At 43.1% G+C, this 21,828-nt stretch carries 17 protein-coding genes and 3 tRNA genes; 7 read left to right on the top strand and 13 right to left on the bottom strand.

What is annotated here, in order from left to right; genetic code table 11:
- A complete protein-coding gene (locus ADJ77_RS02825) occupies window positions 1-636 on the top strand; it encodes a sugar transferase (RefSeq protein WP_025078938.1) in 636 nt (211 codons plus the stop codon).
- Window positions 637-644: 8 nt separating this feature from the next.
- On the top strand, window positions 645-2,006 hold the full coding sequence (locus ADJ77_RS02830; RefSeq protein WP_050696001.1) for a DegT/DnrJ/EryC1/StrS family aminotransferase: 1,362 nt from the start codon (window positions 645-647) through the stop codon (window positions 2,004-2,006).
- A gap of 313 nt (window positions 2,007-2,319) precedes the next feature.
- On the opposite strand, the gene ADJ77_RS02835 is transcribed toward ADJ77_RS02830, so the two are convergent.
- Both ADJ77_RS02835 and ADJ77_RS02840 read right to left on the bottom strand, forming a co-directional pair.
- The gene (locus ADJ77_RS02835; RefSeq protein ID WP_025078937.1) at window positions 2,320-3,102 is read right to left on the bottom strand and encodes a tetratricopeptide repeat protein; all 783 of its coding nucleotides are present in this window, start codon (window positions 3,100-3,102) and stop codon (window positions 2,320-2,322) included.
- Window positions 3,093-3,419 (bottom strand): 2-amino-4-hydroxy-6-hydroxymethyldihydropteridine diphosphokinase, encoded by a 327-nt coding sequence (locus ADJ77_RS02840; protein ID WP_025078936.1) that lies wholly within the window; start codon window positions 3,417-3,419, stop codon window positions 3,093-3,095. Before ADJ77_RS02840 ends, ADJ77_RS02835 begins: the two co-directional genes overlap by 10 nt.
- Before the next feature lie 116 nt (window positions 3,420-3,535).
- Here ADJ77_RS02840 and ADJ77_RS02845 point away from each other — a divergent pair, with 116 nt between their 5' ends.
- Entirely contained in the window at window positions 3,536-4,489 is a 954-nt protein-coding gene (locus tag ADJ77_RS02845; RefSeq protein ID WP_025078935.1) for a glucosaminidase domain-containing protein, read from the top strand.
- Between the two features lie 741 nt (window positions 4,490-5,230).
- On the opposite strand, the gene ADJ77_RS02850 is transcribed toward ADJ77_RS02845, so the two are convergent.
- From ADJ77_RS02850 to sppA, 11 genes are all read right to left on the bottom strand, one after another.
- Complete coding sequence (locus tag ADJ77_RS02850; RefSeq protein WP_025079272.1) at window positions 5,231-6,433, bottom strand: CobW family GTP-binding protein; 1,203 nt, start codon at window positions 6,431-6,433, stop codon at window positions 5,231-5,233.
- A gap of 180 nt (window positions 6,434-6,613) precedes the next feature.
- Window positions 6,614-6,695: transfer RNA gene (locus ADJ77_RS02855), tRNA-Tyr, on the bottom strand.
- 2 nt (window positions 6,696-6,697) lie between these two features.
- A tRNA-Val gene (locus ADJ77_RS02860) sits at window positions 6,698-6,775 on the bottom strand.
- 225 nt (window positions 6,776-7,000) lie between these two features.
- Window positions 7,001-8,311, bottom strand: coding sequence for an NCS2 family permease (locus tag ADJ77_RS02865; protein WP_050696212.1), 1,311 nt, complete (start codon window positions 8,309-8,311; stop codon window positions 7,001-7,003).
- Window positions 8,312-8,329: 18 nt separating this feature from the next.
- On the bottom strand, window positions 8,330-9,106 hold the full coding sequence (gene nudC / locus ADJ77_RS02870; RefSeq protein ID WP_025078910.1) for an NAD(+) diphosphatase: 777 nt from the start codon (window positions 9,104-9,106) through the stop codon (window positions 8,330-8,332).
- Between the two features lie 205 nt (window positions 9,107-9,311).
- Window positions 9,312-11,060, bottom strand: a complete 1,749-nt coding sequence (locus ADJ77_RS02875; protein ID WP_025078908.1) for a bifunctional metallophosphatase/5'-nucleotidase — start codon at window positions 11,058-11,060, stop codon at window positions 9,312-9,314.
- 520 nt (window positions 11,061-11,580) lie between these two features.
- A tRNA-Phe gene (locus ADJ77_RS02880) sits at window positions 11,581-11,653 on the bottom strand.
- Window positions 11,654-11,784: 131 nt separating this feature from the next.
- Window positions 11,785-12,894 (bottom strand): thiamine-phosphate kinase, encoded by a 1,110-nt coding sequence (locus tag ADJ77_RS02885; RefSeq protein WP_025078907.1) that lies wholly within the window; start codon window positions 12,892-12,894, stop codon window positions 11,785-11,787.
- Window positions 12,895-12,994: 100 nt separating this feature from the next.
- The gene (locus ADJ77_RS02890; RefSeq protein WP_082224141.1) at window positions 12,995-13,804 is read right to left on the bottom strand and encodes a purine-nucleoside phosphorylase; all 810 of its coding nucleotides are present in this window, start codon (window positions 13,802-13,804) and stop codon (window positions 12,995-12,997) included.
- Complete coding sequence (gene lpxK / locus ADJ77_RS02895) at window positions 13,689-14,867, bottom strand: tetraacyldisaccharide 4'-kinase (protein WP_050696003.1); 1,179 nt, start codon at window positions 14,865-14,867, stop codon at window positions 13,689-13,691. The genes ADJ77_RS02890 and lpxK overlap by 116 nt, the downstream gene beginning before the upstream one ends.
- 6 nt (window positions 14,868-14,873) lie before the next feature.
- The gene (gene sppA, locus ADJ77_RS02900) at window positions 14,874-16,652 is read right to left on the bottom strand and encodes a signal peptide peptidase SppA (protein WP_025078906.1); all 1,779 of its coding nucleotides are present in this window, start codon (window positions 16,650-16,652) and stop codon (window positions 14,874-14,876) included.
- 94 nt (window positions 16,653-16,746) lie between these two features.
- Between sppA and ADJ77_RS02905 the strand changes: the two genes are divergently transcribed.
- The 4 genes from ADJ77_RS02905 to ADJ77_RS02920 all read left to right on the top strand — a co-directional run bounded on the left by ADJ77_RS02905 (window position 16,747) and on the right by ADJ77_RS02920 (window position 21,760).
- Window positions 16,747-17,829: a glycerate kinase family protein gene (locus ADJ77_RS02905; RefSeq protein ID WP_050696004.1), complete on the top strand. Its 1,083-nt coding sequence runs from the start codon at window positions 16,747-16,749 to the stop codon at window positions 17,827-17,829.
- Between the two features lie 539 nt (window positions 17,830-18,368).
- Window positions 18,369-19,787 carry a threonine/serine exporter family protein gene (locus ADJ77_RS02910; RefSeq protein ID WP_025078905.1) on the top strand — a complete coding sequence of 473 codons (1,419 nt, stop codon included), beginning with the start codon at window positions 18,369-18,371 and terminating at the stop codon, window positions 19,785-19,787.
- Between the two features lie 324 nt (window positions 19,788-20,111).
- Complete coding sequence (locus tag ADJ77_RS02915) at window positions 20,112-21,068, top strand: LuxR C-terminal-related transcriptional regulator (protein WP_025078904.1); 957 nt, start codon at window positions 20,112-20,114, stop codon at window positions 21,066-21,068.
- A gap of 77 nt (window positions 21,069-21,145) precedes the next feature.
- Window positions 21,146-21,760 (top strand): response regulator transcription factor, encoded by a 615-nt coding sequence (locus tag ADJ77_RS02920; protein WP_025078903.1) that lies wholly within the window; start codon window positions 21,146-21,148, stop codon window positions 21,758-21,760.
- Window positions 21,761-21,828: the final 68 nt, after the last annotated feature.

The raw sequence follows: 21,828 nt of genomic DNA on the forward strand, positions 1-21,828 counted from the left end.
ATGTTTTTAAAATGGTTATTTGATAAACTTGCATCTTTGTTCGGTTTGCTATTTCTCTGTCCAGTATTATTGGTTGTAGCAATTCTAATCAAGGTGAAGATGCCTGGTCCTATTTTGTTTTGTCAAAAGCGAGTGGGACAGTATGGTAAACTGTTTACTGTATATAAGTTTAGATCGATGACTGTCAAGGCTGAGGCTTCTGTGGCAAGTCGGGATTCTGATGCAACTTCTATTGCCTCAACGGAACAATGCCGTATAACTCCACTTGGTGAGAAACTCAGACGTTACAAGTTGGATGAGTTACCTGAACTGTGGAATGTTCTCAAGGGCGATATGAGCTTTGTTGGTCCACGTCCGGATGTGCCTGGCTATGCCGATCAGCTGCAAGGTGAAGAAAGAGAAATTCTGAAGTTGAAGCCAGGTATTACGGGACCAGCCAGTCTGAAGTATAGAGACGAGGAGGAGCTGTTGGCTTCAGTTGATAACCCCACGCAGTATAATGATGAGGTCATCTTTCCTGACAAAGTCAGACTGAACCTCTATTACTTGAAGCATTATTCATTCATAAAGGATATTCAAATGATTATCTGTACGGTTCTCGGTAAGAAGATGGACTATGCAGGTGAAAAAATATAATTAGTAAAATGGAAAGAAACCGTATTTTACTTTGTCTCGCTCACATGAGCGGTAATGAAATGAAATACATCCAAGAGGCGTTCGACACCAATTGGGTTGTACCATTGGGACCAAATGTCAATGGCTTTGAAGATGACTTGAGACGTTTCTCAGTGTCTGTAAGTCCTTCAGATGAAAGAGGAAACTTCCTTGCAAAGGAGGCGTATCCACAAACGATTATGCCGCATGAGGATAATCCTGATAATCTGTGGAAGGAGTCTTTACCTGGATTGGAGGATAAGCGTGTCGTGGCACTCTGTTCTGGTACGTCTGCTGTACATCTCTCTTTGGTGGCATTGGGAGTGAAGGCAGGTGACGAGGTCATCTGCCAGAGCTTCACCTTCTGCGCCAGTTCACACCCCGTAACTTACCAGGGGGCTACGCCTGTCTTTGTTGACTCAGAGCAGGAAACATGGAATATGGATCCTGTGTTGTTGGAGGAAGCTATCAAGGACAGAATTGCCAAGACTGGTAAGAAGCCAAAGGCTATCATCGTGGTTTATCTCTATGGTATGCCTGCAAAGATAAAGGAAATCCTTGCAGTGGCAGATAAGTATGATATTCCTGTGGTTGAGGATGCAGCCGAGGGCTTAGGGTCAAGATATGCAGGACAGGTTTGCGGTACGTTCGGTGCGTATGGTGTTCTGTCATTCAATGGTAATAAGATGATTACCACATCAGGTGGTGGTGCGCTTGTCTGCCCTGATGAGGCTGCCCGCAACAATGTGATGTTCTATGCTACACAGGCACGTGAGGGTTATCCTTACTATCAGCATGAGAAGATAGGCTATAACTATCGCATGAGCAATGTCTGTGCAGGTATCGGTCGTGGTCAGATGACTGTTCTCGATGAGCATATCGCCCATCACCGTCATATTGCCCATTTGTATGAAGAGGCTTTCAGCAAGATAGAGGGTATTACTTTCCATGCCAATCCTTCACCGGAGTATGATTCCAACTTCTGGCTGAACACAATGGTTATAGACCCTTCTGTCAAGGTAAAAGGACAGGAGAACGCCTACAAGACTACGGTGCAGGGTGCTGTAGGTGGTGCTGCTGGTGTTATTCATTCTGTAGACGATGCACATACTGATTGCGAGCCGAATGCCAATGTTGAGGCTATGCGCGTATTCCTTGACAAGGCTAACATAGAGTGTCGTCCTCTCTGGAAACCAATGCACAAGCAGCCTTGCTATAAGGATTGTCCATCATATGTCAATGGTGTCAGTGAGAGTCTCTTTAAGGTTGGCATGTGCCTGCCAAGCGGTCCACTGGTAACAGATGATGATGTGAAGTATATTGTAGAAAAGATAAAAGAGGCAATGGCATAAACAACATCTTTTTTGAACTCATATTAAGGGCTGACGTCGTAGATCTTATTGTCTTCGGTGCCAGCCCTTTCTGTGTTTTCCCATAGATACTAGATTATGGCAATATCTTGTTTTGCCGAATTCAGAATCCAATATAAGAGTCATTGGGATATATGTCAGTGGATGTTGAAGTAGCGTTTTTTGTGCAGGTTTATTAAGCAATAAGATACCCTGGCGGAGTATCCATGCCATAAATAGATTCGTTTAGGTCTATGTGTCGCAAAAGTACGATAAAAAAACCGAATAGACGAAGAAAATACAAGAAAAGTAGTATTTATTTTTCAAGTTTTATATTCTCATCCTCCTTGATAATCTCTTTTATAGAAACGGGGATAACAGGTGGTAATAACATTGTAGAAGTCAGTGAGTTGAGGATTGTCGATATACTTTTATGTTGTATCGTTATATTGTTGTTATTGGTCGTTTTGTCAGTTATTTTCCTCAAGGAGTCTTTGGGTAGTGTTACCTCATATTTTGCCCAGCAGGCAGCTGCCATCCGTTTAAGCTGGGCAAGTCTTCCCTGTACGTCTTCTCCTTGTCTAAATTGATTATATTTTTTCTCAGCATTCATGTATTGGTCATATGCAGTTTTCCAAGATTGCAGGAACATGTGGCACAGACCTAACCGATAGTAGACGTCACCTTTCTCCCGTTCATAACATACGGTCAGCGTTTTCTCATAGTAGGGGACAGCCTCTTTGTACCGCTTCAGGTTAAAATTACTTTCTGCTGCGGTATAATAATAGACGGAACGTTCGTGTGGAGCAAGTACTTCCAGCTTCGGGATGGCATCTTCCAGATAATCTGCTGCTGCTTCATAGTCCCATTCATGATAATAGCACAGTCCGATATAGGCTTTGAAACGGTCGTTAAGTTGGTATGCCTTGTCCAGACGTTGGAAGATAAGCAGTGCCTCATGGTACTTTGCGGAAGTAAAGTACTCCAGCGCTTTTCCCAACTCTTCTGCATCCTTGCTCTTCTGTGCAGTAGCAGGAATATAGAAGTTAAGGAACAGCACAAACGTAATGATTATTCTTCCCGTTATTCTTACAGCCATATTATCTCCTTTACAATCTTCCCACCATATTGTGCAAGGTCAATGTCAATCAGGACCTTTCCCTGCTGATGGTTCTCATGTGAGTCACCCATTGACTTCTCAACTTCCTTCAGGCATTGTTGCACTTGTGTAAGTGTCCATGTTGTTTCAAAAGTTCCTATACAGTTCAGAAAGTTGTCCGACTCTATCCCGATAGGTTCTGTACATTGAGCTTCAGTGAATCTGACATCCTTGAAATATTGTTTCAACAATGCCTGTGCTTTGGAAATATTTTCCGTCTGATTGAAATTTGAACCAAGTGCAATAACCGTCTTCATAGAATACAAAGTTAAGCATAAGTTTTGATATGTTTGTGAGATTTTAAGACAAATAGTTTTGCATTATATAATAAAACGTGTATTTTTGCAGTTATATAATCCAAAAAGAACTTTTTATGCGACGATATATCTTCCTTTTTTTCTCATTCCTCTATATGTTGTCAGCCATAGCGGCTGGTCCGGCAAAATGGAATCAGGTCTATCAGGCTTATATTGACCAGTACAAGGACATGGCTATTGAGGGTATGCTGAAGTATGGCGTGCCTGCCAGCATCACCTTGGCACAAGGTCTGTTGGAGAGCGGAGCTGGTCGTGGAAGGCTTGTCCGTCAGGGTAATAATCACTTTGGTATCAAGTGTCATGGTTGGAAAGGACGTACGATTACTCATGATGATGATGCGATAGGAGAGTGTTTCCGTGCATACGACAGTGCATTGGAGAGTTATGAAGACCACTGCAAATTCCTTCGTGATCGTCCACGTTATAGAAGTCTGTTTAGTCTGGACAGGAGTGATTATCGTGGATGGGCACATGGACTGAAGCGTGCCGGATATGCAACTAATCCTGCATACGCACAGAGTCTGATAAATCTTATCGAGCTTTATAAACTTTATGAGTATGACAAGGCGAAGCATTATGACCGCTTCATGGCTCATCATAGTGGAGAGAACATGTCTGCCCGTGATGCTGGTAACAATCGCACAACTACTACTCAGATAGCAGGAGCGCATGCAATCCATAAATACAATGAGAACTACTATGTAGTTGTAAGGCAAGGTGATACGTTTAAGTCTTTGAGTAAGGAGTTGGATATCAGTGCTCGTAAGTTGGCTAAATATAATGAGCGTGATAAGAAAGACCGTCTTGTTGAGGGTGAGTTTATCTGGTTGAAGAAGAAACTGTCGAAGGCACCGAAGACCTTTAAGAAACGTCCATATTATGTGCGCAAGTCAGAAAGTCTGTATGATATAGCGCAGAAGTATGGTATCCGACTGAAGAGCCTTGTTAAGAAGAACGAGAAGATTGCTGAGCGTGGGCTGCAGATAGGAGATGAAGTTCGGTTATACTAAAATGTTTGGGTCAAATCAGTCATCTGATCATATTAGTATTGCCTCCTGACTTCTTTAATTTGCCTGTCGGTATCTTGTATGTCTATCTAACTTGACGTAGCCTGTTATGCCTTCGTTACAAAGACAAACAATCTCCCGGTTATCAAACAAAATCTGTTCAGGCTCTAATGATTGATTTGTATTAAACTACACCTGCAAAGAATTATCTTCACGGTAATAAATATGGGTCTTCCGGAATTTGGAGTGATAATAATTAGTTATTAATAATCAACTACTTACACCATTGCTCATATATGTTAAACCCTTTATATACGGAGAATTATAATCATAATGTGCTAATTAGTAGTGCAGGAGTTACTATAACTTATAAATTCACTTCATTTAGTCTAAATCCATTTATTAATGAGAAGGTTATGAAGAGATTTTTATCTCAAAATTTGAGTATCATTCATTGGTTATCACTCCAAATATCGGATGAACCATAAATATTTATTATCGTGAAGAAAAATATTTTTCTTCATGAAAAGAAATATTTTTTTTCATGAAAATAATTTCTCTCCGATGCTGAAATTAACTGTGCGGGTGTAGTCTCATGGGGTTTTTAAAGTACCAGTTACATTGTGATTAGGTGTCTTTTGTGAATAAAGATTTATCCTTCCATACTTATGAAAGCGATAATAGTAAAAGGCGGGGATCGCACAATAAAGTGCGGCCCCCGCCTTTTGCTATTTACAGAGATACTTAGAAGTCAGTCAGGCATGTATCAAGTGCTTTTGTGATAGCCTCTTTGTCGAGGTCCTGACCAATGAAAACCAACTTTTGCATACGGTCACCGTAAGGTTCTTCCCAGTCTTTCTTCAGTTTAGGATTTTTCTCCAAGAATTCACGTAGTTGGAACTGTGGCATGGTGGCATACCACTGACCGGCATTGCGTAGGCTCACTTGTTTGCCTGCCTGCTCGAAAACATAACAGACATCCTTCTCGTTGGAGAAATAGCACAGTCCCTTACAACGGATAATCTGCTTAGGCCACTGACGTGCTACGAAGTCATCAAAGAAGTTGATGTCAAATGGTTTACGTGCGTAATAAACGAAAGTCTGGATGTTATATTCCAAGGCTTCTCCGCTCTCTTCATTCTCCAGATTGTGATGATGGTGGTGATGCTCATGATGGTGACCATGTTCTTCATGTTCATGCTCTTCTTCTTCATCATGTCCTTCAATCTCAGCAATCCACGAAGCAGATGTTGCTACTTTGTCAAAGTTGAAATCCCTGGTGTTGATGATTTTGTCAAGGTCAACGTCACCATAGTTGCATTCAATAATCTCAGCCTTGGGCTGGAGTGAACGGATGATGCTCTTTACCAGTCCCAATTCTTCTTTGTTTACATCATCAACCTTGTTAAGGAGAATAATGTTGCAGAATTCAATCTGCTGGATAAGCAGGTTCTCAAGATCGTCTTCTTGCAGGTCTTTCTTCAAGAGGTCGTTACCAGCAGAGAATTCATCGCACATACGTCGTGCGTCAACAACGGTCACGATGGAATCGAGTATGGCTTTACCGTTCTTTGCCAAGTCCGGGTACATCTGTGGGTAAGCGCAGATAGTCTGTGCAATCGGTGCCGGTTCACAGATGCCACTTGCCTCAATGACAATGTAGTCGAACTTCTGCTGTGATACGATCTCGTTCAGTTGCTGGATTAAGTCCATTTTCAGCGTACAGCAGATGCAACCATTCTGGAGTGCAACGAGTGAGTCATCTTTCTGATCAACAACACCACCAGCCTCAATCAGGTCGGCATCAATGTTCACCTCGCCGATGTCATTGACGATAACGGCAAACTTAATTCCTTTTTTATTTGAAAGGATTTTGTTTACTAATGTAGTCTTTCCGCTGCCTAAATAGCCTGTGAGCAGTAGGACAGGTGTTTCTTTTATCTTCATTTTATGCGTCTTTTGTTTTGTAATTCAATGTCTGCAAAGTTACAAAAAATGTGCCAAGTGTGATGCGGTATGAATGTGAAAGTACAACAATATTATTTGAACTATTGCCAACTGGATGGTAGGAGTGGGGCTGGGTATATAAAACAAAAGAGCTGTAATCTGATGATTACAGCTCTTTTGTGGGTAGTGATGGATTCGAACCACCGAAGCTAGAAGCAGCAGATTTACAGTCTGCCCCATTTGGCCACTCTGGAAACTACCCAATGGTGGGCGTTGACGGATTCGAACCGCCGACCCTCTGCTTGTAAGGCAGATGCTCTAAACCAGCTGAGCTAAACGCCCTTACTTTTCGTAAGCGGTTGCAAAAGTAGTCATTTTATTTTAACTGTGCAAACTTTATCAAGTTTTTTTGCTTTTTTCTTTTGAACAGGTAGTTATGATTGGAGGATGAAACGCAATGGTAATCGGTGATGTGGAGGGTGCTAAGTTGTTGTGCGACAAAACAAAACCTCCCTGTCAAGATATGTATTTCTGCATCTTGATAGGGAGGGTGTTTCTTTTTGTATGTCAGGTATGTTTTTCAATAACGAAGTTTAGAATAAATAGGACTGCAAGAACGAAAAGTGTCCAGTTAAGGTCTTTCCATTGGCGGGTACATGTCTTCATAAATACGAAAGACAGGATTCCCAGGCAGATTCCGTCAGCAATGGAATAGCAGAGTACCATTGTTATCATAGTGATAAAAGCTGGGAATGACTCGGTAATGTCTTGGAGGTCGAGCTTCTTCACAGAGTCAATCATCAGCACACCTACCATAACCAGGGCACCACTTGTTGCAGCACTTGGTATAAGCATGAAGATAGGGGAGAGGAAAAGTGCTATGATGAAGAAGATTCCGACCGTCAATGAGGTGACTCCAGAGCGGCCACCTTCAGCAATACCGCTGGCACTCTCGACGTATGTTGTCAATGTGGAACTGCCTAACATGGCACCGCATGTTGTACCGATGGCATCACTCATCATGGCTTCCTTTACACGAGGAATATTGCCATTCGGCTCAATGATGCCAGTCTTGTCAGCCAAGCCCATCAATGTACCGATTGTGTCAAAGATGTTAATCAAGAGCAGGGAGAAGATTACCAGTAGTGTCTTGAGACTTATGAGCCCCGAAAAGTCGAACTTGCAGAAGATAGGGCTTATGTCTTGTGGTGCGGAGATGGGAAGCCAGCTGTCTGGAATAATGGTTACTCCCATTGGTATGCCTATGATTGTTGTGATGATAATGCTCCAGAACAGAGAGCCTTTGACGTTCTTTGCCATGAGTGCTCCACTGAGCAGGATGGCAATTATGCCAAGAATAGATGTAGGGGTAAAGGCTCCCAGACCGACGAGGGTTGCTTTATTATCAACTATGATGCCTGCATTCTTCAGACCGATGAAGGCAATGAACATACCGATACCTGCCGATATAGCATAGCGAAGATTGTTCGGGATGGAATCGAGAATCATCTCACGCACATTGAAAAAGGTGATTATGATGAAGACCACGCCTTCAATAAGCATGATGGCAAGGGAATGCTGCCAAGAGTATCCCAATGTCTGGCAGAGCGTATATGCAAAGAAGGCATTAAGACCCATGGATGGAGCCTGTGCGAAGGGCAGCTTTGCCATGAAAGCCAGCAGTAATGTAGCTATGGCAGCAGCAAGAGCAGTACCTGTGAAGAGTGCTCCTTTGTCCATGCCTGTGTCTGAAAGAATGTCAGGATTGACGGCTAAGATATAGCTCATTGTTAAGAATGTCGTTGCTCCAGCAATAAACTCAGTACGGAGCTTCATGGATTTGGGATCAAATCCGAGGGCTTTTTCTAAGAAAGTCATCATTGTGTTAGGGTTTATTTATATTGAAGTTTCTTTTATCCAGTCGTCAAGAATCATCCGTGCAATAGACAGGCGTTCGGGAATGACAGGCAGATTATTCTTTTTGAACCATGCTCCTTTAGACAGTTCGCTATGTTGTAAGTGAAGGTCGCCGCCATCATAATCGGCATTGAAACCAATCATCAGACCGCAAGGGTAGGGCCAGGGTTGTGACCCAAAGTAGCGCAGATTCTTTATTTTTATTCCAGTTTCTTCAGCCACCTCACGGTGTACTGCTTCTTCCAATGTCTCACCTGTCTCGACAAAGCCTGCCACAAGACCGTAGAAGTCGGACTTGAAGTTGCGTGCATGTACCAACAGAACCTCATCATCACGGTGTACAAGGACTATGATAGCTGTTGCCAACTGTGGCCACACTTCTTTCCCACAGTTCGTGCATCGCTTGGATATGTCGGTGTGCATCTTCATAGGTGCACCGCATACACCGCAGAACTTTGTGTTGTTGTCCCAGTAGAGCAGCTCATGGCACTTACCGGCCTTGAGATAGAACTCGGTAGAAAGGAGGTAGAAGGAGGGGCGTAAGCCGCACATTTCAAATTGCGGATTGTCTGTTACGGGTTGGTCGACCATAACCGCCTTCACCTCTGTGCCGTTCTCCATAGGTGTGATGTTCAGGGCGTGTGTCCACGGCTGCAGTGGTATCGGGGCTTCTTCAGAAAGTGGAATGGTATAATTTTCACCGACTTTCTCCAGCATGACATCTGTCTTGCAGAAAACAAACCAGTATTTCTTCATCAGTCTATGTGTTAATACATTGACATTACTTAAACTCTGTTCTTGGAAAAGTTGAGGATGTCTGAAAAGGTGATGGGGGGGAGTTAAGTGTGCTCTGTTAGAGTAGAACAGTCCCGGAGCGAGAGCCCGTTTAATACCATCAGCCCTTTCCTTTATCCTAAACCCTTGACTCTTTTCTTGTTCTTTTTTCTTCCTTTCCCACAGTTTATTCTCCAAAAAGAAGTTTACGGTCACGTGTAGCCGCAGGAACAGTCCATTCTTCTGGGACAAACTTCCAGTTGTTATGTGGCTGTGGGTTCATCACACCGGCTTTCTTGATTTCTTCCATGAGATAATATCGCTGATCCTTAGGGCTTTCCCAGACAATGCGGCTTTTCAGAGAATCACGTGGAATGCCAGCACCTTTGGTCAACAGTTCGCCGCCACCATTGGCACGGTAACTGTTTACGGCAACCGTGTACCATTTATTTTCATCAAACGGTTCTCCGTTACTCATGCGAAGGATGCGCACCTTCTCACCGTCGGGTTTTGTGACATCCACCTCATAGTCGATACCTGCAGCCGAATCAAAGTTAAATGAGAAGTTCTTGAATCCCAGACGCTGTGCATCATTCTGTGTGTCAGAGAGGAGGAGCAGGTAATCGTCAGGACTCTTCATCGTGTTGCACCAAAGGTCGTAGCTCATCTCAAGGTGTTTGCGGATTTCTTTTCCTGTGAGCCGCATAGTGCAGAGATTGTTCTCGTACTTGTAGAGGTTGAACATATCCGCAATAGTGACCGGACCAGCCTTGATGGAAGAGTTGAAGAGCAAAGGTGCATTGAATGCAATGTCAGCCTTGGTAATCTCCAGTTCCAAATCGAGGATAAGGTCATTGAATGCAGAGTTGCCGAAATAGCTGTCCTTTGTATAGATAGTATTCTCAAATTTTCCAATCACCTGCTCACTCCAAGTCTTGACATCATCAATTTCTGACTGGAAGTGCTTGAGGAAAGCCTCATCAGCCTTTAGTTCCTTGACGTCAACAAGTTCACCAGTAGCTTTTGCCAGTGTATATCGCCGCTTACCTTTAACGGTCTTGGGTCTGAGAGTCAGTGTTGCCATGGCTATGCGCTGCGCATTGTTGGCAGGGTCGAGACAGATAACATCCTTACCTGAAACATTCTTTACGACCGAGTTATGAGGTGTGTGGTCATGTCCAAAGAAGACAACGTCAAAGCCCGGTACTTCCTGTGCTACTTTCTTTGAGGCATCTTCATCGTAGGTTGCTGTCTTGATACCGCCATCCCAGCCAGAATGGAACAGTCCGACAATGACATCAGGCTTCTCCTTTGCCTTTACTTCAGTCATTGTTCTTCTTGCACAAGACACCATTTCCTCAAAACGCAGACCACTCCAGATACTTTCTTTCAGCCAGTTAGGTATAGCAGGGGTGAGCATGCCGATTACGCAGACCTTTATGCCGTTTCCTTTTCTGATTGTATAATAAGGCAGGATATAAGGCTTGTTGGTCTTTGTGTCGATTACATTTGCTCCAAGAATAGGGAAATTCAGTTCTTTGAACCATTTGTCATATACCTCATGTCCCGTCTCGATGTCATGATTTCCGACCGTTGCGGCATCATATCCCATATAGTTAAGAACACTTGCGGCGATGTTTGTCTTTTCATGTGCTACGTAATTATAATAGTAGGAAATGGGTTGTCCTTGCAATATGTCTCCATTGTCCAGCAGATAGATATTTTCCTTTCCGTTCTTCTTGCGAAGTTCTTCAATCAGTGTGTAGACCCTTGCCATAGAACCACTTTTAGCTTTTCGGGTGATAAAGTTGTATGGGAAGAAAGACCCATGAACGTCAGAGGTTTCTACAAGTCTTATCGTGATGTCTTTCGGTTGTGCCATAGTGGAAGAACTGAGTCCTAACATGATGGTGAGTGCAATTGTAGATAGTTTCATAATTTTGTTTTTAATTCTGTTGCAAAAGTACTAAATTAAACGGAAATAAACGAACTTGCAATATCATGTTTTCTTGTGTTTTCATGTCTTGGGTAGTGGGAAATGACAGGGATACCGGAAGTGTTTTCGCTATTGAGATAGGTTTAGCTGATAAATTGGAGTGCATCAGAGGACGCTTGCATGAGTCAATTTTGCAACGAGTTACAAACCACCCGACGTAGAATCCTACTCTAAAGCATTAGTGTTCGATAAACCTTTCCCGTTTTCTACCGATGTGTTGATGGCAAGTACCAATGGTGTTGAGTATTAAAAACCACCTTGCAGTATGTTGTTGGGATTGAATCAATTATATATCAGAGAAGAAACTAAATACCTACTGTCCCGAACTATTGAATGGCTAAACGCAGGAATGCTGTTGAATCTACAGTCACGTTGAATCCCTGATGCACTTTGCATATAAAATATAGATGCATAAAAAAAGAGCGGCCTCTTACGAGAACCGCCCTGATGAAAGGAGGAGTGGTACCACCAGGAATCGAACCGGGGACACAAGGATTTTCAGTCCTTTGCTCTACCAACTGAGCTATGGCACCATTATTTTGCAATCTTTATTAGTAAGCATTAGCACTATTTCTGAATTGCGATGCAAAGGTAGTGCTTTTGTTTGATTCCTCCAAACTTTTCTAAATATTTTTCTTGCAGTTTGTATGCTTTAACAAATATCTTAATTTTTATTTACAACCCATCCTTGAGCTTTTAATTCAAACTCATTACCATCTCGGGTAATAAGGAATGTACCTAAATTTTCTTTTGTAATGTAACCTATTTGTTTGATATTCTCAATTTTATCTATTTTCTCATGATCGCCGATAGGGACTGTAAAGAGTAGTTCATAATCCTCTCCACCGTTCAAGGCTGCTGTTGTCAGATTCATATTGAACTCCTCGCATGTAGCAGCAGTCTGGTAATCGATAGGGATATTCTTTTCATATATCCTGCAGCCGCAGTGGCTTTTCTCGCAGATATGTTTCAGTTCACTTGCCAGGCCATCAGATATATCTATCATGGAAGTTGGCCGGATACCTGCTTCACGAAGCTGGTTGAGAAATTCCCCACGCGCTTCTGGTTTCAGTTGTCGGTCAATGAGGTATTCCTTACCTGCGAAATCTGGTTGGAATCCTTCAATGGCTGCACGTTCCATACGCAATGCTTCAAGTCGTTTCTCGTCCTTATTGCGCTGTGCTTCCTTTACCTTATTATTATACTCTTCCACCTGCTGATAGTAAACACTCTTCTCACGTTCAAGAATCTGCAATCCCATATAAGCTGCTCCCAGGTCACCTGTCACACAGATAAGATCAGTTTCATTCGCACCATTGCGATATACAATATCTTCCTTTGCAGCTTCACCAATACACGTGAGGTTGATAGCGAGTCCGGTATATGAAGATGTCGTATCACCACCCACGATGTCTACATTCCATTTGGTGCAGGCTTTGTTCAGTCCGGCATAGAACTGGTCAACATCTTCCACCTTGAAACGCTTGCCCAGACCTAATGACACGATGAGCTGGCGTGGCTGCCCGTTCATAGCAAAGATATTACTCATCGTAATCATAGCCACCTTGTAGGCAAGATGTTCCATGTCTATGTAGGTCAGGTCAAACTGCACCCCTTCCATGAACATCTGTGAAGATACGAGTGTTTCCTTGTCTGTATAGTGAAGAACGGCTGCATCGTCACCCACGCCCATGATGGTTGAGTTGTTGACGGGGTGGATATCTTTTGTCAGACGGTTGATAAGTCCGAATTCACCGAGTTCCTTTATTTCCATTTACTTTATTGATAGCTTAGTGATATAATGTCTAAGACGTCCTTTATCTATAAACTTATAGAATAAAGAACGCCTTAGTTGAATGTTGTTTATGTATGTTTTATGAACGCTTGATCATCTCACGCATGATTTCGGTCATACGTGGTTGTGCTGCATTGGCTGCTTCTTGCACTTCCTCATGGCTCACTTTGACAGGTACGTCAAAGCCGCCGAGGTCAGTGATAACACTGATGCCGAACACCTTGATCCCGCTATGGCGGGCTACGATAACCTCTGGCACAGTACTCATACCAACGGCATCGGCTCCCATCTTGTGATACATACGATATTCAGCAGGCGTTTCAAAGGTTGGTCCCTGTACACCCATGTAGACTCCATGCATAACCCGGATGTTCTTTTCCTTCGCAATAGAGTCTGCCAGCTCTACCAATTCATGGTCGTATGCCTCGTGCATATCCGGGAATCGGGGACCAATCGGGAAGTTACGACCACGCAGCGGATGCTCCGGGAACATATTGATATGATCGGTAATAATCATCAAGTCGCCGATCTTGAACTCTGGGTTCATACCGCCAGAAGCATTAGAGACAAAGAGAGTCTCGATACCTAATTCATACATCACACGGATAGGGAAGGTAACGTCCTTCATGCCATATCCTTCATAGAAATGGAAGCGTCCTTCCATCGCCATGATGTCCTTGTCTCCAAGTCTTCCAAAGATAAGTCTGCCAGCGTGTCCCTCTACTGTTGATACAGGAAAATTAGGTATGTCCTGATAAGAGAATGCATAACTGTCAGTTATCTCTGAAGCTAATTGTCCGAGGCCTGTGCCCAGAATGATGGCTGTCTTTGGACTTGTGGTCATCCTCTCTTTTAGCCAAGATGCTGTTTCTTGAATTTTTTCGTACATAGGATATTATTTTTTGATTGAATGTCTCCTCCTTATCAAGCATGAATCTTACTTTGATAGGAAGCGCATAAATGTTTTCTTTTACTTCGTCTGATAGTCTTTCAACGTCAATGAGACGTGCCTGATCCTTTTCCGTTGTAACAATCAACTTTGGCTCATCCATATTTGCAAAGGTCTCGTTAATACGGTTGATATCCTTTGCTGTGAAAGCATGATGGTCAGGGAAAGAGAGGATTGTTAAGGCGTTGTTGCCCGTGAAGGAATTGAGGTCAAGCTCCAGCTGTTTGGGTGATGCAATACCTGCAAGCAACAGGATATTCTTTCCTCGTATTTCAGTCAGCGGTATATTCTTGCCTTTATTGAAGATAGGTTCAAGGTCGCAATATTCCAATGTCGTGAAATAAAGTTGCTGGAAGGGATATAGTTCCATAGCCTTACTAAGCACACGGTAGTCTATAGGATTGAGACTTTTAGGACACTTCGTGATAATCACAATGTCAGCACGATGCTTTCCCGAAAGCGGTTCACGCAGTCTTCCTGCCGGAAGGAGCTTGTCGTAGATGATAAGCCGGTGATAGTCTACCAATAGTATATTGATTCCTGGCTGTACATAGCGGTGCTGGAAGGCGTCATCCAAGAGGATAACATCAGTATCTTTCGTCTCTTCATCAGATGTCAGCCGGTCTATTCCCTCACATCGTTTCTTATCTACTGCTACACGAATATCAGGGAATTTGGTCTTCATCTGATATGGCTCATCGCCAATCTCACGCATTGGCGTGTCTTCATTCGCCAGCACATATCCATGACTCTTACGCTTATAGCCACGTGAGAGAACAGCCACCTTCATCTTGTCCTTCAGTAGTCGGACAAGATACTCTACATGAGGGGTCTTCCCGGAACCTCCCACGGTGATGTTTCCGACGGATATGACAGGAATGTCAAACCGTCGGGTCTTGAGAATGTTCAGCTCAAACAGTTCGTTGCGAAGCCCCACTACCAGCCCATAGAGCCAGCTGAAAGGCAACAGCCATTTGTTTATTTTGATATGGTCACCTTCCATATATACTTAATGGATGTTTGGATAATAAGGCAGTCTTGCCTGAATAGCACTCTGATGATTGAGTGTCTTCAACAATGAGAACGGTCCATAATAATCGCCTAAGTTCGCACGCAACTGCTCACTGAGGTAGTTATCTGACTTTGACTGGTCCAACAACTGCTCAAAGAAGTCTGGCTCTTTGGGATAGGCACGGGTCATATGGTTAGCCAGCTTTGCCAGCTTTGCAGCTTTTTTCACCGCAATATCCAGTCCGCCAAGCTGGTCGACCAGCCCTATCTTCTGTGCATCCTGTCCTGTAAATACATGTCCTTGTGCTATTTTTTCAACCTGCTCATCGGTCATCTTACGTCCTTCTGCCACACGATGGCGGAAGAGCTTATAACCACGGTTGACGTACTGGCTAAGGTATGTCATCTCATCTTCTGTAAATGGGCGTGCCCGTGTACTGAAGTCTGCATATTTATTGGTCTTTACTTCATCAAATTTCAATCCCAGCTTCTCTGTAAGCAGGCCGCTGACGTCGGGGAACATACCAAAGATGCCTATTGAACCAGTAATCGTCGTAGGTTCTGCTACTATCCAGTTTGCCGGAGCTGACATATAATAACCACCTGATGCAGCCATTCCGCCCATGCTTACAACGACGGGCTTCAGCTTCTTCAGTGCCATAATCTGATGCCAGATCTGTTCGGATGCGTAAGCAGAGCCACCGCCGGAGTTGATGCGGACCACGACAGCCTTTACATCTTTGTCCTTTGCCAATTTCTCCAGATCCTTGCAGACAACCTGTGCATCTATAGTGTGGTTTTGTGCAAAGATACCGCCTACAACACCATCAACGATGTCACCATACGCATAGTAAACTGCAATCTGATTACTTTCATCACCCTGACTTTTGTCTTCAACATTCATCATGTCGGCAACTGTGACCTGATTGATTTCTTTATCCCCTGCAATGCCTAACTGTTTCTTCACCATGTTTTTTATCTGATCCGTATAAGCCAAGCCATCGACAAGTTTCAGTTTGACGTAATCTTCAGGTGCGGCAAAGGTTACCATACTGTCAGCATAGGCATTCAGTTGTTCAACTGACAAATGTCTGCTTGCGCCAACTTCCTTTGTTATATTTCCCCAGATACCATTCAGATAGGCAGAAGTCTGTTCACGATTGGCATCACTCATCTTGTCACCTGTGAACATCTCAGTGGCACTCTTGTAAGCACCTACTTTTACAACCTGCATCTTTACTCCGAACTTTGCCAAGAAATCCTTGATGAAGACAGGCTGGGAAGCCAATCCATGCCAGTCAATCTGTCCTTGCGGATTCAGATACACTTTGTCTGCAACAGATGACATGTAGTATGTTCCCTGTGTATAGGTGTCAGCGTATGCAATAATCCACTTTTTACTCTTCTTAAAATCAAGCAGGGCATTGCGCACAGCCTGCATTGAAGCGTATGAGTCAGCAGCAAACGCACCTGCCTCGATGTATATTCCCTTGATATTGTCGTTTTCCTTGGCTTTTCTGATACCCTCAAGCAGATTGTCAAGACCGATGCTGCGTGTTGCGCTACCTTGCAGCTGGCTGATGAAATTGTTCTCACTTCGCTCTTCCAACTGTCCTGAAAGATTCAGTACAAGTACGGAATTCTCCTCAGGTGTTGTTGTTGAATCCTGCGATGCAAACATACCTGCTATGGTAATGAGTGCGAAGATTCCTGTGACAATGCTGAACAGAAACATTCCCACGAAAGAAGCAAAAACGAATTTGAAAAATTGTTTCATAAAAGGTATCTAATTACTGTTTATCATGCAAAGATATACATAATAGATGTAAATTCCAAATAAATCAAGAATTCTTAATAACTTTGCTCCCAATATGAAGCATATTGTTTTAGCCATTGATAGTTTTAAGGGCTGTCTCACTTCAGTTGAAGCTGAAGATGCTGCGGAGACAGGTGTCGGAGAAAGATGGTCGGAAGCAGAGATAATAAAAGTGCCGGTTACAGATGGAGGGGACGGGATGATGAGCGTCTTCTCACAGCTGTTACCCTGTCAGGAGGTCACAATTGACAGCCATGATGCACTTATGCGTCCCATCCGTGCAGCCTATGCTGTGTGTGCAGACAATACCGTTATCTTGGAGACGGCTTTGTCTTGTGGCATCAGTCTTCTTAATCCGCAGGGGCTTAATTCTTTACGTGCAACCACTTATGGAGTGGGTGAACTCTTTGCTGATGCTCTCCGGCGAGGTTACAGGCGATTTGTAATTGGACTCGGAGGTTCAGCGACAAGCGATTGTGGACTTGGAATGCTGGCAGCATTGAGGGATGTGTTAGGTGAGAACTGGCGTAACCAGTTTTTGCATGAATTGGATATAACATTGGCGTCTGATGTTGACAATCCGCTCTTTGGTAAGCGTGGTGCAGCTGCTGTTTTCGGTCCTCAAAAGGGAGCAACGTCAGAGGTTATAACCTGTTTGGACCGTCGGGCACGCACTTTTGCACGTATGGCTGCATCCCAACTGGGCTTTGACCATTCGCAGGACAGTGGTGCCGGAGCAGCAGGTGGACTGGGTTATGCCTTTCTTCAGTTTATGAATGCGAAGGTGAGGTCAGGTGCAGATGTGCTTTTAGAAACTGTCAACTTTGATTCACTCATCGAAAATGCCGACTTGATTATAACGGGAGAGGGGAGTGCTGATGTTCAGACGTTAATGGGAAAGATACCCGCCAAGGTTTTGGAGTATGGTCTTCGTAAGGAAATTCCTGTCGTGCTCATAGCAGGGAAGGTGACAGGCACTGCATCTTTACTCAAAGCTGGTTTTGCACAAGTTCAATGTATTACACCGCCAGGCATGCCACTTACAGAAGCATTAAAACCTGGCACTGCAAAGGAGAATATCCGTAAAACTGTTGGCAAGATATTAAGGTATAAAACTGGTTGCGGGTGTCTACCGTAATATTCTTTTTGTTTTCTCCATGGTAGTTAAAGAACATTGAATAGTTTTGACGAATGAAAGATTTATCTACATGATGATATTTCTTTATGTTTCACCTCTAATAGCTTTGTCGCTTTCTGCAATCTGCTCTATCAGAATGTCCTAAACAAATATACGAATAAAGTATATTGTTTAGAAGTATTACAAGAATCACTGTACTTCTTATTGGTTCCTATGTTCTCCATTTGTTCAGGTAGATGGCACATACAAAAGGACGATACGCCTTAGGGATGCATCCAGACACACATGGACACGAAAGTGTTATCCGAACAAGTTAAATCTTCTTACGAAGAAAAGGGTTGTAGAATTAAGGAATAATACTTTTCAAATGGATAGAACTGTGTTTGTTTCAGCGTTTTTCATACAATTCTTATTTGTTTCATTTATATTGACCTGCGTTAAGTTCAAGCTAAAGTTTTGATTTTTAGCAGAGTAATTTCCCTGTATGGATAATTAATCGTACCTTTGCACATGTTTTTAAGATAAAAGATTGTTTTGTTATGGTCGAAAACCAGATGGAAAGTTCCAAGAGAACCCTTCGTAGAAAACTTGATCTGCTCCTTCGCACAGGACAGATTCTTATGGAAAGCTCTGCAGATACGAGTCGTGTGAAACGTAATATGGAGCGCACAGCAGCTTATCTGGGACTTCCTAAGGAAAACCTGCACATCAACATTGATTATTATATGTTGCAGGTAAATGTGAGTGACGAATTTCATAGCTTTTCGAAGATGCAACGCTGTGACAAGCACGTGATTAACATGCTTGCTATTCAGGAAGTTTCAAAACTCTCATGGCGTGCTCTCAAGGCGGACTACTCTTTGGACAAGTATGAAGAGGAACTGGAGAAGATTGCTCATGGCAAGCATTATTACAAGGACTGGATGATTGCTGTCGGTGCTGGTCTTGCCTGCGGTGGTTTCTGTATTCAGTTCGGTTGCGACTGGACAGCATTCTTCTACGCTTCCATTGCAGCAATCTTGGGCAATCGCCTGCGTATGTTCTTGAACCATTCCGGTTCCAATCTCTATGCCAACTTTGCTGTGGCAGCATTTGTGAGTACAATTCTGGCGTGGTTGTCATCTTATCTTTCTGCACCGTCGGTACAGGCAGTACTCCCTGAGTTCCTTCGCCCCATCTTACATAGCGAAACACCTTATCATCCTCTCTTGGCTTGTGCACTTTATGTTGTTCCGGGAGTCCCTTTAATAAATGCTGTTAATGACCTGTTAGACAATCATATAAACACAGGATTGGTTCGTGTGACGAATACGCTTCTTATAGTCATTGCAATGTCATTCGGTATTATGCTGGCAATTAAATGTGGCAGTATTGACAACTTTGTAAAAGAGCTTTCACTGATACCTCACCATCCGTTCTATGTGTATGCCATTGCAGCTGCAATCTCTGCGATGGGCTTTGCCACGATTTACAATATCCCTTACCGTCTGATGCCTTGGATAGCAATAGGTGGCATCATCTGTGTTTGTTCACGCAACTTTATTAATCTTGAACCCTCAGCAGACACTATTGGCTTAGGTTTGGGATTGGTTGTCGGTTCACTTTGCGGTTCAGCTCTGATTTCAATTATTAACATTAAGGCTGTACACTTCTTCCATACTCCTCACCAGTGTATTACTATTCCTGCGGTCATCCCTATCATTCCTGGAGTACTGATGTATCGTGCACTCTATGGATTTATTGGAATGCAGGGTGTTGTTGGAGAAGTTACGCATGCAATGTTCAATGCAATTAACGGCTCATTAGTTCTGATTTGCATTGCCTTGGGTGTAGCTATTCCGAACATCTTTGCCCGCAAATGGATTGCACCACATCGTAAAGCCAAGCTGACACGTTTGATAGAAGAGCGCCGTAAGCGTGGTAAGTTTGTTGATTTGCACAGCTTTGTAGTAGATTAGAACGTGTCATGATGAATATGTGCGGGGCTGCAACACCATTGGTGTTGCAGCCCCGCACGGTTTGTTCTGTAGCCCCGCACGGATGGTGCGGCAGTGTTTCAATAGCCGATTCCTTTCCCCGGCTTTGCTCTCTTGGTTAAAGACAGTGATGTTATCCTTGGCTTTATTGACAGGTGCTGAGCGTTCATTAATTGTAAATGTATGCTTTTATGAGGCTTTTTTATACTAATAAATGATGATAAAGACGCAAATACTTGACAACTACTATTGTGTGATTGACTTTTTTTTTGTTATTTTGCATGCAATATCATTACAGAAGGACAGATGAAGAATCAGAAAATGTATGAGCCCGATGATAAGATGATTTATCTTATCAGAGATAATTATGACCTGTTACAGAGCTTAGGCAGCTTCGGCATCAGCTTAGGTTTTGGCGACAAGACCGTAAGAGAGGTTTGTGATGATCAGAATGTAGATACTTACACATTCCTGGCTGTTGTTAATTTTACGATAAACGGATATAAAGGCTTTGATGATGTAGACAGACTGTCTATTCCAACTCTTATGCAATACCTCAAGGCAAGCCATTCTTATTATCTTGACTATGAGCTTCCATTCATCCGCAGAGAGTTGACTGCAGCCTTGGATGAGAGTGATAATCTTGCCCGTTTGATACTTCGCCTTTATGACGAGTATGCCCATTCTATCCGCAATCACATGCAGTATGAGGAGAAAAACGTGTTCCCATACGTTGAATCTTTGTTGAAAGGTGAAGCTAATGATACGTATGATGTTGAGACTTACTCCAAGCACCACAGCCAGACGGATGTGAAGCTGCGTGAACTGAAAAGTATCATTATCAAGTATCTTCCCTCTGACTCTCATCATAACAACCGCCTTACTGCCACCTTATATGATATATATAATTGTGAAGCCTGGCTTGAGCAGCATGCCCAGGTAGAAGAGGAAATATTCATCCCGGTCATCAGACGGTTGGAGCAGAAGAGCAAGCAGAACGATGTAAGCGTAAAGATATCAAACATGATTACGCAGAACTCAGAGTCGAATGAGGTACTGAGTGACCGTGAGAAGGATGTCATCGTTTCTGTTGCACAGGGAATGACAAACAAGGAGATAGCTGACCATTTGTGTATCTCTACCAATACGGTGATAACGCACCGCCGTAACATTGCCCGTAAACTGCAGATACATTCACCGGCAGGACTGACCATCTATGCCATTGTCAACAATCTGGTGGATATAAGCAGTGTAAAGTTGTAACAGGGATTGTGATAGAGTAGGGATGTAATCTCAGCTACTTTAGGAAAACAAGATCAAATTATACCGTTGTCAAGCGTATGGAGCATACGACAAAGATGAAGATGGGACGCCCCAAGATGGCTATAGTTGATCCTAATACGCTTGCCGTGTTAGGACTGAAACAGATATTGCAGAATGTCATACCTATCATGACAGTGGAGACATTCTCTAACTTCCAGGAGTTTGAGAATGCCCAGCCTGATACGTTCTATCATTACTTTGTGGCACAGGTGATTGTCTTGGAGAACAGGCAGTTCTTCTCGCAATGTATTCATAAGACAATCGTTCTGACAATTACAAAAGACCCTAATGCACAACTTTCAGGCTTCCATAGTTTCTGCATCAATGTTCCCGAGGACGAACTTGTCAAGGCTATTTTGAAGATAGAACAGTACGGACACTCTGGTGGCAAGAACCTTCCGGAATTGCCCCAAGTGTTGAAGAACAAGATTCTGAGCAACCGTGAGATAGAAGTGTTGTCGCTGATAGTTCAGGGACTGATTAATAAGGAGATTGCTGAGAAGCTGAATATCAGTCTGACTACTGTTATCACGCACCGCAAGAATATTATGGATAAACTCGGCATGAAGAGTGTGTCTGCATTGACCATCTATGCGGTTATGCACGGTTATATTGATATTAATAAGATATAACGTCAGTGTAGTTGGAACTATCATAAAAGAACTATCATAAGTTGGACGGTAAAACAAATGCCCGTAGC

Source organism: Prevotella fusca JCM 17724, from assembly GCF_001262015.1.
Lineage (GTDB): Bacteria > Bacteroidota > Bacteroidia > Bacteroidales > Bacteroidaceae > Prevotella > Prevotella fusca.